This is a genomic window from Arsukibacterium sp. UBA5043, assembly GCA_002415085.1.
GTDB lineage: Bacteria > Pseudomonadota > Gammaproteobacteria > Enterobacterales > Alteromonadaceae > Alishewanella.
In genome coordinates this window covers 263,004-278,826 of record DIBV01000006.1, presented here as the reverse complement: position 1 = coordinate 278,826, position 15,823 = coordinate 263,004, and the positions used below count along the sequence as shown (strand labels likewise).

At 49.8% G+C, this 15,823-nt stretch carries 14 protein-coding genes; 7 read left to right on the top strand and 7 right to left on the bottom strand.

Annotated elements, in window-relative coordinates:
* Positions 1 to 59: 59 nt before the first annotated feature.
* The gene (purL, locus tag B2Q61_RS07840; RefSeq protein WP_290618981.1) at positions 60 to 3,953 is read right to left on the bottom strand and encodes a phosphoribosylformylglycinamidine synthase; all 3,894 of its coding nucleotides are present in this window, start codon (positions 3,951 to 3,953) and stop codon (positions 60 to 62) included.
* 150 nt (positions 3,954 to 4,103) lie between these two features.
* Between purL and mltF the strand changes: the two genes are divergently transcribed.
* Entirely contained in the window at positions 4,104 to 5,555 is a 1,452-nt protein-coding gene (gene mltF / locus B2Q61_RS07835; protein WP_290618983.1) for a membrane-bound lytic murein transglycosylase MltF, read from the top strand.
* 239 nt (positions 5,556 to 5,794) lie between these two features.
* Here the strand turns inward: mltF and tadA are convergent, their stop codons facing one another.
* Complete coding sequence (gene tadA / locus B2Q61_RS07830) at positions 5,795 to 6,337, bottom strand: tRNA adenosine(34) deaminase TadA (RefSeq protein WP_290618985.1); 543 nt, start codon at positions 6,335 to 6,337, stop codon at positions 5,795 to 5,797.
* A gap of 191 nt (positions 6,338 to 6,528) precedes the next feature.
* Between tadA and B2Q61_RS07825 the strand changes: the two genes are divergently transcribed.
* Complete coding sequence (locus B2Q61_RS07825; RefSeq protein WP_290618987.1) at positions 6,529 to 6,741, top strand: hypothetical protein; 213 nt, start codon at positions 6,529 to 6,531, stop codon at positions 6,739 to 6,741.
* A gap of 222 nt (positions 6,742 to 6,963) precedes the next feature.
* Positions 6,964 to 7,185, top strand: a complete 222-nt coding sequence (locus B2Q61_RS07820; protein WP_290618989.1) for a hypothetical protein — start codon at positions 6,964 to 6,966, stop codon at positions 7,183 to 7,185.
* A 72-nt stretch (positions 7,186 to 7,257) separates the two neighbouring features.
* Here the strand turns inward: B2Q61_RS07820 and B2Q61_RS07815 are convergent, their stop codons facing one another.
* The gene (locus tag B2Q61_RS07815) at positions 7,258 to 8,214 is read right to left on the bottom strand and encodes an HAAS signaling domain-containing protein (protein ID WP_290618991.1); all 957 of its coding nucleotides are present in this window, start codon (positions 8,212 to 8,214) and stop codon (positions 7,258 to 7,260) included.
* Positions 8,214 to 8,582 (bottom strand): PadR family transcriptional regulator, encoded by a 369-nt coding sequence (locus tag B2Q61_RS07810; RefSeq protein WP_290618993.1) that lies wholly within the window; start codon positions 8,580 to 8,582, stop codon positions 8,214 to 8,216. Before B2Q61_RS07810 ends, B2Q61_RS07815 begins: the two co-directional genes overlap by 1 nt.
* Positions 8,583 to 8,821: 239 nt before the next feature.
* Here B2Q61_RS07810 and B2Q61_RS07805 point away from each other — a divergent pair, with 239 nt between their 5' ends.
* Positions 8,822 to 9,235 (top strand): YccF domain-containing protein, encoded by a 414-nt coding sequence (locus B2Q61_RS07805; RefSeq protein WP_290618995.1) that lies wholly within the window; start codon positions 8,822 to 8,824, stop codon positions 9,233 to 9,235.
* 39 nt (positions 9,236 to 9,274) lie between these two features.
* Positions 9,275 to 9,613, top strand: coding sequence for an MGMT family protein (locus tag B2Q61_RS07800; protein ID WP_290618997.1), 339 nt, complete (start codon positions 9,275 to 9,277; stop codon positions 9,611 to 9,613).
* On the opposite strand, the gene B2Q61_RS07795 is transcribed toward B2Q61_RS07800, so the two are convergent.
* The gene (locus tag B2Q61_RS07795; protein WP_290618999.1) at positions 9,597 to 12,323 is read right to left on the bottom strand and encodes a choice-of-anchor B family protein; all 2,727 of its coding nucleotides are present in this window, start codon (positions 12,321 to 12,323) and stop codon (positions 9,597 to 9,599) included. The two genes, B2Q61_RS07800 and B2Q61_RS07795, sit on opposite strands and share 17 nt — an antisense overlap.
* 119 nt (positions 12,324 to 12,442) lie before the next feature.
* Here B2Q61_RS07795 and B2Q61_RS07790 point away from each other — a divergent pair, with 119 nt between their 5' ends.
* Both B2Q61_RS07790 and B2Q61_RS07785 read left to right on the top strand, forming a co-directional pair.
* Positions 12,443 to 13,210, top strand: a complete 768-nt coding sequence (locus B2Q61_RS07790) for an MbnP family copper-binding protein (RefSeq protein ID WP_290619001.1) — start codon at positions 12,443 to 12,445, stop codon at positions 13,208 to 13,210.
* Positions 13,207 to 14,376, top strand: a complete 1,170-nt coding sequence (locus tag B2Q61_RS07785) for an MbnH family di-heme enzyme (RefSeq protein WP_290619003.1) — start codon at positions 13,207 to 13,209, stop codon at positions 14,374 to 14,376. Before B2Q61_RS07790 ends, B2Q61_RS07785 begins: the two co-directional genes overlap by 4 nt.
* A 146-nt stretch (positions 14,377 to 14,522) precedes the next feature.
* On the opposite strand, the gene B2Q61_RS07780 is transcribed toward B2Q61_RS07785, so the two are convergent.
* Together B2Q61_RS07780 and B2Q61_RS07775 are read right to left on the bottom strand one after the other, a co-directional pair.
* Positions 14,523 to 15,089: a BON domain-containing protein gene (locus tag B2Q61_RS07780; RefSeq protein ID WP_290619004.1), complete on the bottom strand. Its 567-nt coding sequence runs from the start codon at positions 15,087 to 15,089 to the stop codon at positions 14,523 to 14,525.
* A 160-nt stretch (positions 15,090 to 15,249) separates the two neighbouring features.
* Positions 15,250 to 15,702 (bottom strand): hypothetical protein, encoded by a 453-nt coding sequence (locus B2Q61_RS07775; protein WP_290619006.1) that lies wholly within the window; start codon positions 15,700 to 15,702, stop codon positions 15,250 to 15,252.
* Positions 15,703 to 15,823 lie beyond the last annotated feature (121 nt).

Sequence of the window (15,823 nt, the reverse complement as noted above, 5' to 3'; positions counted from 1 at the left end):
AATTTAAGTGATTAAAAAACCCTGCAAATGCAGGGTTTTTGTTGATGTGAAAAGCGCTTTTACCCCAGCCAGACCCGGGCGTTACGGAACATCCGCATCCACGGGCTGTCTTCCTGCCAGTCATCCGGATGCCAGGAGTTGGCTACGGTGCGGAACACCCGCTCCGGGTGCGGCATCATAATACTGACCCGGCCATCGGTGGTGGTCAGCGCAGTAATACCTGCCGGCGAACCATTGGGGTTAGCCGGATACTGCTCAGTAACCTTAGCAAAGTTATCAACAAAGCGCATGGCCACGGTGCCACTGTGGTTAGCTTTCGCCAGGGCTTCACTGCTGGCAAATTCGGCATGGCCTTCACCATGTGATACCGCAATTGGCATCCGCGAGCCGGCCATGCCGCTGAAGAACAGCGACGGGCTTTGCTGAATTTCGACCAGGCTGAAACGCGCTTCGAAGCGCTCTGACTTATTGCGGACAAAATGCGGCCATAATTCAGCCCCCGGGATCAGGGTTTTTAAATTCGACATCATCTGACAACCATTACAGACCCCCAGCGAGAAGGTTGTTGGCCGCTCAAAAAACGCCGCAAACTGCGCCCGGGCAATGTCATTAAACAACACTGACTTTGCCCAGCCTTCACCGGCACCCAGCACGTCACCATAAGAGAAGCCGCCACAGGCCGCTAAACCGTTAAAGTCGCTGAGTTTTACCCGGCCGGCAAGAATGTCGCTCATATGCACATCAACTGCACTGAAACCGGCGCGGTTAAAGGCTGCAGCCATCTCCAGATGAGAGTTAACCCCTTGCTCGCGTAAAATCGCCACTTTGGGCGCGACACCTTTAACAATATAAGGCGCTGCAACATCATCATTCTGATCAAAGCTAAGTTTTACATTCAGGCCAGGATCGGTGTCATCGGCTTTACTGGTGAATTCCTGCAGCGCCCCGGCCGGGTTATCACGCAGTGCCTGCATCTGATAGGTGGTTTCGGCCCAGATACAACGCAAGCGGGTGCGGCTGTCACTGAATACCTCTTTATCAGCGCGGCTGAACGTCAGCTTATCACTGGCGCTTACCGGGCCCAGTATATGACTGCAGTCAGCCAGATTATGCTCAGCCAGTACCTGCCGGACATAGGCCAGCTCAGCGTCAGCTACCTGAATAACCGCGCCCGGCTCCTCGTTGAACAGCACCGCTAGATCGTCGTCACCCAGATTGGCGATATCGGCGCTGAAGCCGGCTTTACCGGCAAAGGCCATCTCGGCCAGGGTGACAACTAAGCCCCCATCAGACCGGTCATGGTAGGCCAGCAGTTTCTGCTCACGCAGCAGCTGCTGCACGCCAGCAAAGAAATTAAGTAATAAATCGGGGCTGTCTAAATCAGCCGGGGTATCACCCAACTGCTTGTATACCTGAGTTAAACAGGACGCCCCTAGCCGGTTAGCACCCTGACCTAAATCAATCAGCAGCAGGCTGCTGGCGCCTTTGTCAGTGCGAAGCTGCGGGGTGACCGTTTTGCGGATATCTTCTACCCGGCCAAAAGCAGTGATCACCAGCGACATTGGCGAGGTCACCGCCTGCTCGCTGCCATTTTGCTGCCATTTGGTTTTCATCGACATCGAGTCTTTACCGACCGGGATGGTAACTTCCAGTGCCGGGCATAACTCTTCGCCAATTGCTTTAACTGCAGCATATAAACCGGCATCTTCACCCGGGTGACCGGCAGCAGACATCCAGTTGGCTGATAATTTTATCCGTTTTAAATCGCCGATATCACTACAGGCAATATTGGTAATCGCTTCGGCTACTGCCAGCCTGGCTGATGCGGCAAAGTCCAGCAGCGCCACCGGCGTGCGCTCGCCCATCGCCATCGTTTCACCATGATAGGTGTCGTAGCTGGCGGCAGTAATACCACAGTTAGCTACCGGTACCTGCCAGGGCCCAACCATCTGATCCCGCGCTACCAGACCGGTAACGGTGCGATCGCCAATGGTGACCAGAAAGGTTTTCTCGGCAATTGCCGGCAGGCGCAACAAGCGCTCAGCGGCATCGGCAACGGTAATACCGTCCCGGTTCAGCGGCGTACCTACGGTGTTGGTACTTTGCACATCACGGTGCATTTTCGGCGCCTTACCCAGTAAGACGCTCAGGGGTAAATCAATCGGGGTATTACCAAAATGCTTGTCGGTTAAGGTCAGGTGTTGCTCACTGGTCGCTTCACCTACCACCGCATAAGGCGCGCGCTCGCGCTGACAAATCTGCTCAAATACCGCCATTTTTTCCGGCGGAATAGCCATTACATAGCGTTCCTGCGACTCGTTACACCAGATTTGCAGCGGTGACATGCCAGGCTCATCGTTTGGCACATTGCGCAGTTCAAACTTACCACCGACGCCGCCATCGTTTACCAGTTCAGGGAAGGCATTGGATAAACCACCGGCGCCGACATCATGAATAAAGCAAATCGGGTTATCACTACCCAGCTGCCAGCAGCGGTCAATCACTTCCTGACAACGCCGTTCAATTTCCGGGTTTTCCCGCTGTACTGAGGCAAAATCAAGATCTTCGGCAGACTGGCCAGATGCCATCGACGAGGCGGCACCACCACCCAGACCAATGTTCATGGCCGGGCCACCTAATACAACCAGTTTGGCACCAGGCGGTAACTCGCCTTTTTGGACATGATCGGCGCGGATATTGCCCAGGCCACCGGCAATCATAATGGGTTTGTGGTAGCCGCGGATTTCCTCGCCATTATGGCTGCTGACTTTTTCTTCATAGGTCCGGAAATAGCCGTTAATGGCTGGCCGGCCAAATTCATTGTTAAATGCTGCGCCACCCAACGGGCCTTCCAGCATAATATCCAGCGCGCTGACAATCCGCTCCGGTTTGCCAAAGTCGCTTTCCCATGGCTGTTCAAAGCCAGGAATTCGCAAATTAGATACCGAAAAACCAACCAGACCGGCCTTGGGTTTGGAACCGATACCGGTAGCGCCTTCATCGCGAATTTCACCACCAGAGCCGGTAGCCGCACCCGGATAGGGTGAAATCGCCGTCGGGTGGTTATGGGTTTCCACCTTCATCAAAATATGGATGTCTTCATGGTGGTAATTATATTCGCCAGTGCCCGGCACCGGGAAAAAGCGGCCGGCTGCCGAGCCGGTCATTACCGCAGCGTTATCTTTATAGGCGGATAACACATAATCCGGCGTCTGCTCGTAGGTGTTTTTAATCATTTTAAACAGCGATTTGGGCTGCACTACGCCATCGATAGTCCAGTCGGCGTTAAAGATCTTGTGCCGGCAATGCTCAGAGTTCGCCTGGGCAAACATATAGAGTTCAATATCGTTCGGGTTGCGGCCCAGCTGCTGAAAATTCTCGACCAGATAGTCAATTTCATCATCGGCCAGTGCCAGGCCCATCGACATATTAGCGTTGGAGAGCGCCTGACGGCCGCCATTGATAATATCGACTGAGCTCAATTGCGCTGGAGCAGCACGCTGGAATAATGCCTCGGCCTGATTTAGCTCAGTGAAAACCACTTCCATCATCCGGTCGTGCAATAAGCCACTGACCGCAGCCACTTCGCTGGCGCTTAAAGCCCGGCTGCTTTCAATATAATAAGCCATACCGCGTTCTAAACGCTTAATTTTGGTCAGGCCGCAGTTATGGGCAATATCGCTGGCTTTGGACGACCAGGGCGAAATAGTACCAGGGCGAGGAGTCACCAGTAACAGCTGGCCAACAGGCTCATGGCTGGCAATCGCCGGACCGTAGGTCAGCAATTTGTCCAGGGTGCTTTGCTCATCACTGCTCAGCGCAGCGCTATTATCAGCAAAATGGATAAACTCGGCGTAAATGGTGATTACCGGCAAGGTGCGCTCAGCACATTGGTCAAGTAACTTGGCAATTCGGAATTCGGACAGTGCAGGTGCACCACGCAGGATCAACATAGGCTAGGTTTCCGTTGGTTGAGCGTCGATGAAAGCTGATTTAAGCGCGCTATTATAAAGAAAATTGGCGCTAAGTGGTATGTGAAAAAACTGACTGCTTCGCTTAAGTTTGATATAACTGTGATCAGGGTAGTAAATTTCAGGTTTTGCATGCAACTCAGAGTGCTTTTATGGCTGGCCGTTTGCCTGCTTAGCGCTTGTGCGCCAGTAGCAGAGCATAATTCGCAGCTAGATACTATTTATCAGCGCAACAGCCTGCGGGTTGGCTTGCTGCATGGCCCAACCAGTTATTTTATCGGGGTCGATGGCCCTGCTGGCTTTGAATATGAGCTGGCACAAACACTGGCGCAGCGGTTAGATGTTGAGCTGGAATTATTTCCAAGCTACCACCTGGATGAGTTATTACAAAAACTCGATACCGGCCAGGTCGATTTTATTGCCGGTGGCTTAACACTGACGCCAGAGCGGCTAAGTCGTTACCGGGCGGCACCGGCGTATCGCTGGATCAGTGAATTACTGGTATTTCGCCAGGGTGATGACTGGCCGCGCTCACTCGATGATATTACCCAGCCGATAGTGGTGATCCAGGATAGCAGTCATGCTCAGACCCTCGACCGGTTAAGTCAGGATTACCCTAACCTTAGCTGGCAGGAGCAAAAAGATCTTGATGCCGACGACGTGCTGCAGCTGGTTGTCGACGGTAAAATCCCCTACACCCTGACCGACTCAAATCAGCTGGCGATTAACCGCCGGTTTTATCCCAATTTAAGTATTGGTTTTACCGTCAGCGATAATCAGCCTGTTGCCTGGTTGCTGGCGAATAATAATGACGATTCGCTGTTAAGCGTGTTAATCGAATTTTTTGGCAACATTTATCAGACCGGTGAGTTAATCACCCTGGAAGATCGCTATTTTGGCCATGTCAGTCAGTTTGATTATGTCGATACCCTGCAGTATATCGATGCCATCAGTCAGACTCTGCCCGCGTACCGGCAACTGTTTGTTCAATATGCCGGTGAGCTGGACTGGCGCTTACTGGCGGCATTATCGTATCAGGAATCACACTGGGACCCGAAAGCCCGCAGCCCCACCGGCGTGCGCGGTTTGATGATGCTCACGTTGCCCACAGCAAAACAAATGGGGGTGAGCAGCCGGTTGCATCCTGAACAAAGCATCCGGGGCGGTAGCCGCTATTTGCATCGGCTGGTGAGCCGGATCCCAGAGCGTATCGCTATGCCCGACCGCTTATGGTTTGCACTGGCGTCTTATAATATTGGTTGGGGTCATGTGGAGGATGCCCGCATTCTTACCCAGCAGCAAGGTGCCGATCCGGACAAATGGCTGGAAGTAAAACAACGGTTACCCCTACTGCGACAAAAAGTGGTATACCAGCATACCCGTTTTGGTTATGCCCGAGGCGACGAAGCCGTAACCTACGTTGAAAACATCCGCCGTTATTACGATACCCTGGTATGGACCGATGAAAAACAACAAGCCGAGCAGCGGCTGGAACAGCAACGGTTACGCTTGACTGAACAATTACTACCGGAAACTACCGCCCCTGCCTCAGAGTTACAGTCGCCAGAGAATATTGAACACTAATTTCAGCGGTTTCGCTAACCGTCCCCTTGTTGTCCGGTCGACCTGGCTCTATAGTAAGCGCATAGCAGCGTTGCATCGGCAATGTCAGAAAAAATTCAGGTTAGTTATGCTCAAACGAAAAAAGCCGGCTTTAAAACGCCGCAAGCTCAGTGCCTTTGCTATTAGTTCCAGCCGGCGCCGGGTAAAACGTAATACTGATTTATTAAAGTTACACCGCAGACGGCGTAATTATCAGACTATTATGCAGGATCATCCGGGACTTCAGGATCACCCGACCCCCCAGTAGCGTTACCAGCAGCAGGCTTAGCAGCAGGCTGTTTTGCGGCCTTTTTTTCCCGCCGCCGCCGTTGAAAAAAAGCCGACAAGCTGGCGGCACATTGTTCTGCCATTACCCCACCGGTTACTTCAAGCTGATGGTTTAACTGCGGGTGCTGCACTAAGTTCATGATGGAGCCGGCAGCACCCGTTTTGTAATCACTGGCACCAAATACCAATCGGGCCAGCCTGCTATGTACCAGCATGCCCGCGCACATACTGCAGGGCTCCAGCGTTACATACAGGGTGCAATCCGATAACCGGTAATTCTGTAAATACTGACCGGCCTGTCTTACCGCCTGCATTTCAGCATGAGCAGAAGGATCGTTTAAGCTGATCATTTGGTTATAACCCTCAGCAATCAGCCGGCCATCTTTGACAATCACCGCGCCAACGGGCACTTCACCGGCTTGCTCTGCTCTGCTAGCGAGCTGTAACGCTTTGTCCATCCAGAATTGATCGGTCATAAACCTTTACAATTAATTTCACCACCTTGGTCAAGTTTACCACTACTATCTGGTGATATTGACTAAACTTTTTGTTTTAATACTATACCCAGATTCGCAGCACTAGCATAAGGTGTTGATTTTCAATACAATTAAAACAATGGCATTAGCTTTGCTTTTCGTCACATACTTACATAAAAAGGGAGAACATCATGGGACCATTTGAAGTTGGCGCCATCGCGATTATCGGCGGTTTGGCTTACGCGGCATACGAAGTTTATATGAAAAACAACGCTAAAGCTGGCAAAGGTGAATTAGAAGCAGTGCGTGCTGAATTGCAACGCCTCAGAGATCGTGTCAGTACATTGGAAAGCATTGTTACCGACAAATCATATCAGTTAAAAGACCAAATAAATAAATTATAACCGAGCAGGTTTTTTACCAACCATTGCTGCCGCTTCGCTGGCAGCTTTTTGCTTTTCAGGCATCGGGAAATTCACCATTAATTAGTCAAAATCGCTAGTTTACCGGTGCTGCACTACTCAATAAACGATAGCGAAATTTATAAGTCACTGATAATAGTCTTTTTTAATTTATGGCATAGCTTTTGAAGTACGGTAGTTATACCAACATAAGGAACTATGCTCATGAACAAAACAATCATTATTATTATTGCTGTAGCACTGGGTATTTACTGCTTGCCAACTATTCTGGCTATTATCGGTTCAGTATTTGGTCTTCTGCTTGGACTGGTCGCCGCAGTATTTGCCATTGGTATTACTGCAGTTATAACGCTGGCACCGTTATTGTTATTTGTCTGGCTGGTCTGGTGGCTGGTGCGGGATAATCGCAAAACGCAACAGTATTAACAACCACTAAGCCAACTGTCAAAAAGCCCTGCCTGTACTTCCAACACAGGGCTTTTTTACTGACTTGCGCAGTTACTTATTCAGTTTGCGCAGGCGGAGTATATCGCGAATCACCTCATAACCAGGAATAAGGCTGGTGATCAGTAAGCCGCGTTTTACTGCTTGCTGCAAGGCTTCCGGACTGAAGTATCCGCTCCAGTTAGCAGTATCAAGCTGCAATACCGGCCCCAATGTTGCCAATAGCACCAGGATAATCACAAAAGCCAGATTTACAATCAGGTTAAGCGATAACATTTGGCGACTCCAGAACCGGCGCTGCAACTGCCATAAGCTGCTCAGCACGCCCAGCACAATAACCGGGCTGAACCACATCAGTAATTGTAACGACTGCTGAGTGAATACTGAACTGACCGGCTCGCCCCCGGCAAACCATTGCTGCCACAGCGGAAACCAGATTATCAGCAACAAAAAGGTATAAGTGGCTAAATCGGTAAACACATCACTTAAGCTGATATGCTGCCAGCCCGCGCCGACAGGCGGCAGGTCTGCTGGTTGCCACTGGTCAGCACTTTTACACTGGCCTGATCGGGTGTTCGCCGGCATCAGGGCGAACCCCAGGGTAATAGCGGTAAAGCCAAATATCGCATCTTCAATAAAGCCTGAAGCGACTCCCAGCACAAACGAGATGGGTCCGAAATCGATGCCGGTTAACCAGTGGCTGGTCATAAATACTATCTGCAGCACAAACAATACCCCCAGCACCATATACATCGTATATTTATACAGCGGCATCAGGTGTGCCGGGATAAGTGGCTGGATCGGACAGAACTGCCGGGCTACCTGTTGCGGCGGGCCCATATTTTTCAATACATCAGCCACCTGCTGCTCAGAAAGTGCGGCGCCCTGTTGCTCAGCCAGCGCATCAAGCTGATCCATAATATTTGCCTGCAGCTCGCGGCCAATTTCCTGCCGTTTCTGCTCCGGTAATTCACGTTGTACTGCGGCAATATAGCGTTTAACTAATTCCATTAGCCTTGCTCCTCTGTTTGCTTCGCTGACGCGGTTTTCTGTGGCTGCAACAGCGGCCCCAGCGCGTTGTTTAAGGTGGTCCATTCGCCGGTAAGTTGTGCCAGCAGTTCAGCGCCCAGCTCAGATATCTGGTAATAGCGCCGTTCCCGTCCTTCGCCCTGCTGCCATTCACTGTCAAGCAGCCCCTGCTCTGCCAGCCGTCGTACCAGCGGGTACAAGGTGCCCTCGTCAATATCAATGCCGGCATCTTGCAAGTGCCGGCGCAGCGAGTAGCCATAATGACGCTCGCGCAGGGCTGCCAGCACCGCCAGTACCAGCACGCCGCGGCGCAATTCCAGCCGCATTTTGTCTAATTGAGCCGTGGTCATAAGCCATCCTTTTATAAGGTGTGATGTATACTGTGCAACACATACTGTGCACCGTACAGCAACAATACTAGGCGCCGCACAGTATAAAAGCAAGTGCCAGTTGGTGAGTTTCGCTAAAAAATAGCGACCTTATACTTCCCAACCCTCAACCAAAAAACGTAACAACCTGTTTATATTGGAAAATAATATTGGCGCGATTTCTGCCTGCTAAAAGTATATTTATATAAAAGGATTAGAAAATGAGTGTGTTCAGAATACTATTTAATATTTTGTGGTTTGTGCTGGGTGGCTTTGTCATGGGTTTGCTGTGGTGGCTGGTTGGTTTGCTGTGTTTTATCAGTATTGTTGGTATTCCGTTTGGCCGCAGCTGTTTTGTGATTGGCGAAATGGCCTTCTGGCCCTTTGGCCAGGATGCGGTAAACCGGCGCTATATTAACCGTTACGATGATATTGGTACCGGCACTTTAGGCACCCTTGGCAATATTATCTGGTTTTTACTGTTCGGCTTCTGGCTGGCGCTGGGGCATTTAGGCCATGCTATCGTCTGTTTTATCAGCATTATCGGTATTCCGTTTGGCATTCAGCATTTAAAACTGGCAATGTTAAGCCTGGCACCCATTGGTAAAACGGTGGTGGCACGCAGCGCGATTTAACACTTGGATTTATTAAACAGCCATAGGGGGGAGCAGATTTTGACGGCAGAAAACTACCAGAAAATTTGGCAGACCGTGTTATTGATTCCTGCGGGTAAAGTAGCCAGCTACGGCCAGGTTGCTGATTTAGCCGGCCTGCCGGGCCGAGCCAGATTAGTGGGTAAAGCACTAGGTTATGCCCCCAATGAACTTGCCGTGCCATGGTATAGAGTGCTGCGAAGCGATCGCAGCCTGGCGTTTGCTCCGGGTTCAGCCACGGCATTGGAGCAGCGACAACTATTACTAGCAGAGGGGGTAACACTGCAACATAACCGGGTGAATAAAGCAGCGCTCTGGCAGCCCGACTTAGCCGAGCTGCTGTTTAAGTTGCAGTATTAGCTGATTTAAACCTGCGCTTGATGCTGCGCCACAGTGGCCATGCCACCAATAGCAAAAGACTAATCGGCATACTACCACCAGATGATTCTGCCGTAGCTGGCGGTGGCGTGCTGGCAACCACCGTCAAGGTAATGCTAGCACTGGCGGCTGCTCCTCTGGCATCAGTCGCAGTAACTCTTAGCACCAGTTGACTGCTACTGGCCGGTGCCACAAAACTAACCGTACTGCTATTGGTGTTTTGCAAACTCACACCCGGCCCGCTGTCCTGCTGCCATTGATAGCTTATACTATCGCCCTCGGCATCCGTTGCCACCGCAGTTAAGGTAACGCTCTGGCTGGCATTGAGCTGGCGGTTTTCGCCAATGGTGACCGAAGGCGGCATATTGGCATCGTCATCTAAAATCGTCAATGTTAGCTCAGCTCTCTCGCCAATCTCTGTGCCGCTATTAGCTGATAACTGCAATATCGCTGTTTCATCATCTTCGATAAGCGTATCAGCGATAATTTGCAGCTCGAATTGTCGCTCACTGTTGTCACCATCCGGCCAACTCAGCTCGCCACTTGCAGCAATTATATCTTCACCAATCGTCGCCGTGCCGCTTTGTAATTGGTAAGAGACACTTAGCGCACCATCGCTACCGCCAAGCCTGCGAACTACAATAGCAACGCTGGTATCAGCTTCTACCACCGCCTGTGCCGATTCTGCCAGACTGATTACCCCAGCCCTGGGAGGATCATCGCCAAAGCGCAGCCGCAAATAAGACGGGCTGTGTAAGCTGGCACCATTGTTCGGGTCAAATAACCGGATAAATAGTTCGCGGCCTGCGTCCAGCCCCCGATCCAGGGTAGTAATAATTATCGTTTTATTACTAGTATCATTTGCCGCCCAGCTTAGGCGACCGCCACTATTTTGATAATCTAAGCCCGGTTCAGCCCGCCCTGCCAGGATTTCATAGCCAACACTTACTGCTACCGTGCCACCCAGGCGCATCACCTGCAATTGCGCCACGTCGCCTGGATTAACCCACAGCTCATTCTGACTAAACGCCAGTGCGCCGGCTTGCGCAGTAGTAGTGTTATCACGAAATACATAGAGGCCACTATTAATATCACTACCAATGATAATGCCGGACGGCAGATAGGGATAAACACCCCACATACCGTTAAACGCTGCACTGTCAGAAGCTGGAAACGTATCAAAGAACCCGGCTTGTACCGGCATTGTCGGGTCCGTAATATCAAGGATAGTTAAACCGCGTTGATAATTTGACATGTAGTAGCGGTTGCCCCGGACAAAGCCATTATGGTCAATAGCTCTGGTAGGCCCGCTAAAGGTGGCAGCTAAGCTTGGTGCCGTTAAATCGCTAAGCTCAAAAACCCGTAATGTAGTATTTAAACCGTGATTTACCTCATCCAGTTCGTCATGCACAAACAAGTATTGCTGATCTTCGCTCCACCAGCCGGAATGCACGTAGCTGGCCAGGCTGTAACTAAAATCAGCCAGCGCCAGGTTGCTGGTACCGCTTATGTCCCATAGTTTGATATTCTGCTCGTTAAAATCAAATAGCACCTGGCACTCTGGCCGATCACAGTGACTACTGGCGCGCTGATCAGTAACCAGCATGGAGGCAACATCATGGCTGTAATCGCTGCGGCTGGCGCCGGTTTGCAACCAGTTGGTGCTTAGTTGCAATGGGTTAACCAGGCTATAACTGGAAACCGCCCCACCTTGCTGTGGCTGACCGGCGATATGTAGCGCCGGAATCTGACCACTTAACGCCGTATTAGTGGTGTAGTCAACATTGCTAATATACAAATTATGGGCTGAGCGCGCCGCGGTATCAGCTGCAGCAAGGCTCACACTGGCCGGTAAGTTATTTAAATCAATAATCTGAATGTTATTGTTAGCCTCAGAGGAAACATAAGCATAAGCCTGCCAGCGACCCAGTTCATCATTAAAAAATTGCAATACTTTTATGTCGCGCCAGGTGGTATTAGTGCCACTGATAGTACCCACCTCGACCGGCGCCGTTACCTCAGCCAGACTGATAACTGCAATGCCGTTATTTAAACCGATTAGCGCATATTCAATCCCACTGTTCAAATCGATATGGCCCCAGATATCATTGGCGGAGCTGGGTGCAGAACTCAAATCGGTCAGCGACAGATGGCCTAGCAAATCAATTTTTTCGCAGTTAAAAACACCAGCTTTACCATTCACACACGTTGCGCTCTGCTGTGACTGTTCAAGGGTGGTATGGGCCGCGAGCTGCTGGCTAAGCTGAGCGCCAAAACGTCCGGGCCCATCGCTGATAACCCGAAAACCACGCTCGCTCAACGGGTTGACAAATGCAACCGGCACCCCAGTTAACACGGTTTGATTCAATTGCGGTGCCTGCTGTAAAAAGTGGTCAAAACGATTAAAACCACCAAACACCGGCACTATTTCGCTTAGCAGCAACACGGCATCATCGATACTGTTCAGCCGGTAATGACCTGCAGCCACCAATACTTTGTCACCTTTACCTGCCTGGCTCAACGCATAGCCGATGCTGCGACAAGGCCGCAACACATTATCGCATCGTCCGGAGTCTTGTCCGGTTTCGGCGACAAAACGGGCTTTGTCGTGCTCAGCGTGCGCCAGTACCACCGGGCTAAAGCCACTTAGCAAAACCAATGTTAAAAACTGCCAACAGGAAATCAATTTCATTATCAGTGCCTGTGTTTATTTTTACCTGCGCCCTTACAGGTATCTGCCTGTATTGGCAGTCGATTTTCAAATAAAATTAGCGTATTGTTAACCGTATATTTTTTAAACACAACCTAATTATGAATATTGCGCAAACCATCTATCTGAGTATGGCGCTTGTTGTGTGTAGTAGCCTGATGATTGCTTGCAACCCGACAGCAAACTCTAACAATATGAATATAATTGATATTAATCCAGCATGGCAGCAACATCCAATTGAATGCGATCACGCTATTACTATCAATAACCAACAGTGGCAACTACAGTACCTACGCTTTTATCTCAGCGATGTTAAACTCGATCAGCAACCTCAATCGTTAACAACAACGCTTTGGCAGCAGCCCGACCTGGCGTTACTGGGTACTGATTGTCAGGGCAATACAAACTGGCAGCTCATCTTTGCTGAACCTCTGGCGGCAGGTCAGCTGAGTTTTACCCTTGGCCTGCCCTTTGCGGTTAATCATCAGAATCCGCTTACGGCCAAGCCACCGCTGAATTTTAGCGAGATGTTCTGGAGCTGGCAGCTGGGTTACAAGTTTTTACGGCTGGATATGCAAGGTCCCAACCATGGCTGGGCATTTCATCTGGGCTCTACCGGCTGTCAGTCTGCCAGCGTGCTTCGTCCGCCAGCGCTGCCGTGCCGTGCTGCCAACACTTTTGAAGTAACACTGGATTACCAGCCAAACCAGAAACTGCAGCTCAACCTGGCGGCATTGCTGTCTGACATTGAACTTAGTCCACAGAGCAGCTGCATGTCTGACAGCCTGCAGACTAACTGTCAGCAATTATTTGATAATTTATCACTGGCCGCCCCCTGGCAATTGAGCCCGGCGAGCCCTGCTCCATGAAACCTTATGCACTTTGCAAAGCAGTGCGCCTGCATTTTATTTGCGCGGTTGTCGTGATAATACTTGGCAGTTGTAGTAAGCCAACTGCGCCAGACTCAAGCTGGCAATGGCCGCTGCCTGACGGCATGCCTTACCCGGTGGTACCAGCAGAAAACCCGATGAGTCAGGCAAAAGTGGAATTGGGTCGCTACTTGTTCTATGACACGCAGCTATCCGCCAATGGCAAGCAAAGCTGTGCAAGTTGTCACCAACAACGATATGCCTTTGCAGAACCGAATCGTCGTTCTATTGGCAGCACCGGCCAGCAACATCGACGTAATGCTTTAGCCCTGGTAAACGTGGCTTATAACAACACGCTTACCTGGGCTCACGATGGTCTGACAGAAATTGAACAACAGCTGCTGATACCGCTGTTTAGTGAAACCCCTGTTGAGCTAGGACTAACCGGGGTTGAACAGCAGCTGATGCAGCGGCTTTCACGGCCACCTTATCCGCAGTTATTTCAGCAGGCGTTTAACCGTGATCAGCCCGATATGCAGCAGGTGGTATTTGCCCTGGCCAGTTTTGTTCGAAGCTTGTTGTCGTTTCAGTCTGACTTTGATAGGTATGCTTATCGAAATGACGATGCGGCATTAACCTCAGAGCAAATTAACGGTATGAACCTGTTTTTCTCTGAACGGCTGGAATGTCACCATTGCCATGGTGGTTTTAATTTCACTCAGGCAACCAGTCATAGCAAACAGCTTTTGGACTTACGCCCATTTCATAACACGGGCTTGTATTTTGCAGCGCGGCCCGGGCTGGCCGAAGCAGGCTACCCGCAACATGACCGGGGCCTGGCAGAAATTAGTATGGATCAGGCTGACGATGGTCGTTTCCGTGCCCCCACCCTGCGCAACATCGCACTGACAGCGCCCTATATGCATGACGGTAGCATGACGACACTTGAACAGGTTCTGGACTTCTATCAGGCTGGCGGCAGAGAAATAATAAAAGGGGATTATGCGGGTGATGGCCGACAACATCCGGCTAAAAGTCAGTTTGTCCGCGGGTTTAAACTTACTAATAGCGAACGTGAGGCAGTCCTGACTTTTTTAAACAGCCTTACCGATCCGCAATTTATCGCAAACCCCGAGCATAGTAACCCTTGGTTAGCACACCCATGATCGCACAATTTCACAACGGAGACGTGCATCCTATATCTAACCGGGTCCGACAATAACTGTCCGGTAAACCAGCAAAAAAATACCGGCCTATGTTGGCCGGTATTATTATTCACGGGTTATCAGTATTTGCTCAGAAAGCGATCACATTAGTAGTCTTTCTTTGCTACTCTCAATTGATTATCAACACCCTTAACATCTTTAGTCTTTTTGGCAATAGCTTCAGCCAAATCTTTTTCTGCATCAGAATCGACCTCACCTTTCAGCATTACCATGCCGTTTTTAACATCAACGTCAATTGCTGTGCCACTCGTTTCCGACTCAAACAGCAAGCGGGTTTTTACTACGGTCGCCACTTTCGCATCAGTTAAGCCACCCACGTCTTCGTCGTGGTCTTTTTTATTTCGCATTTTGCTGTCTTTAACAACAACTAATTTATTGTCCACCGATGTTACGCCATCCAGATTTTCAATTAGTTCGGCAGCAAGCGCTTTATCTACTTCCCTATCGACTTTCCCTGTTAATATGACTTTACCATTTTTTACATCGGTATTGATGTTAAATGAGTTCAGGTTACCGTTCAGCAATAAGGTAGTTTCAGCTTTGCCATCTATCCAGGCATCCTTTGAACTGTCTTTCCAGTCGTTGGCGGTTGCTGATAGAGAAGTACCGGCCAGGGCCACGGTCATCATTACGGCTAAAGTTGTACGTTTCATATAGTCACTCCTTCGTTGTGAGACGCTAATACCTTTGCCAGTTTGATGCCAACATCTTAAATAAATACAAGTTATTGATCTACAAATAAATGTTAAATACCGTTCATTTAGTGTTAATTTTTTGATTGTATTTTTAACCGGTCACCCGGTAAATAATTCACTATTTTATTCTCAATAATAGCGGACAAAGCTGGTCAGTGACGATTTGCAAGCCAGCCGTTAAATTAGCCACTGCCTTTGCATTGTCTGGCTGCGTTAATCCCCGGTTCAGCCGTTTGAATGCTCCTAATTGCCAGCGAAGTTGCTGTGGTAGTTCTGCCAGCCACGTTTGTTCTTCTTGTTCAGGCTCTGTACTATAGTCCCTGTACCACTGACAAATCGCATTGACATCCTGATCAGTGGCAACCTTTGTATTTTCAGCGGCAGCAAAAGATTCTGCCTGCTGATGCAACAATTCCAACTCGATAAAATAGCGCCGAATATTATTGTCATCTATGAATGGTGCGGTTCTCTGATAGAATTTCCTCGCCTGTTCGCTAACTGCCAACACCAGGCTTAAAATTGCCTGATCACCTGCACAATGATTTGCTGCTTTTAAATCGTATGCCAACACAATGCCGCCTCCTCAAACTACTTACTTCTTATAATTCATATTCAATTCATATACCAATATTAAGGTTATGATATTTAACAGAATAAATATTTCGCAAATAACTTTACGCCAGAATTCAGTA

Coding starts and splice junctions, on each gene's coding strand:
- purL (WP_290618981.1), bottom strand. CDS start 3,953: ATGTTGATCCTGCGTGGTGCACCTGCACTGTCCGAATTCCGAATTGCC.
- mltF (WP_290618983.1), top strand. CDS start 4,104: ATGCAACTCAGAGTGCTTTTATGGCTGGCCGTTTGCCTGCTTAGCGCT.
- tadA (WP_290618985.1), bottom strand. CDS start 6,337: ATGACCGATCAATTCTGGATGGACAAAGCGTTACAGCTCGCTAGCAGA.
- B2Q61_RS07825 (WP_290618987.1), top strand. CDS start 6,529: ATGGGACCATTTGAAGTTGGCGCCATCGCGATTATCGGCGGTTTGGCT.
- B2Q61_RS07820 (WP_290618989.1), top strand. CDS start 6,964: ATGAACAAAACAATCATTATTATTATTGCTGTAGCACTGGGTATTTAC.
- B2Q61_RS07815 (WP_290618991.1), bottom strand. CDS start 8,214: ATGGAATTAGTTAAACGCTATATTGCCGCAGTACAACGTGAATTACCG.
- B2Q61_RS07810 (WP_290618993.1), bottom strand. CDS start 8,582: ATGACCACGGCTCAATTAGACAAAATGCGGCTGGAATTGCGCCGCGGC.
- B2Q61_RS07805 (WP_290618995.1), top strand. CDS start 8,822: ATGAGTGTGTTCAGAATACTATTTAATATTTTGTGGTTTGTGCTGGGT.
- B2Q61_RS07795 (WP_290618999.1), bottom strand. CDS start 12,323: ATGAAATTGATTTCCTGTTGGCAGTTTTTAACATTGGTTTTGCTAAGT.
- B2Q61_RS07790 (WP_290619001.1), top strand. CDS start 12,443: ATGAATATTGCGCAAACCATCTATCTGAGTATGGCGCTTGTTGTGTGT.
- B2Q61_RS07785 (WP_290619003.1), top strand. CDS start 13,207: ATGAAACCTTATGCACTTTGCAAAGCAGTGCGCCTGCATTTTATTTGC.
- B2Q61_RS07780 (WP_290619004.1), bottom strand. CDS start 15,089: ATGAAACGTACAACTTTAGCCGTAATGATGACCGTGGCCCTGGCCGGT.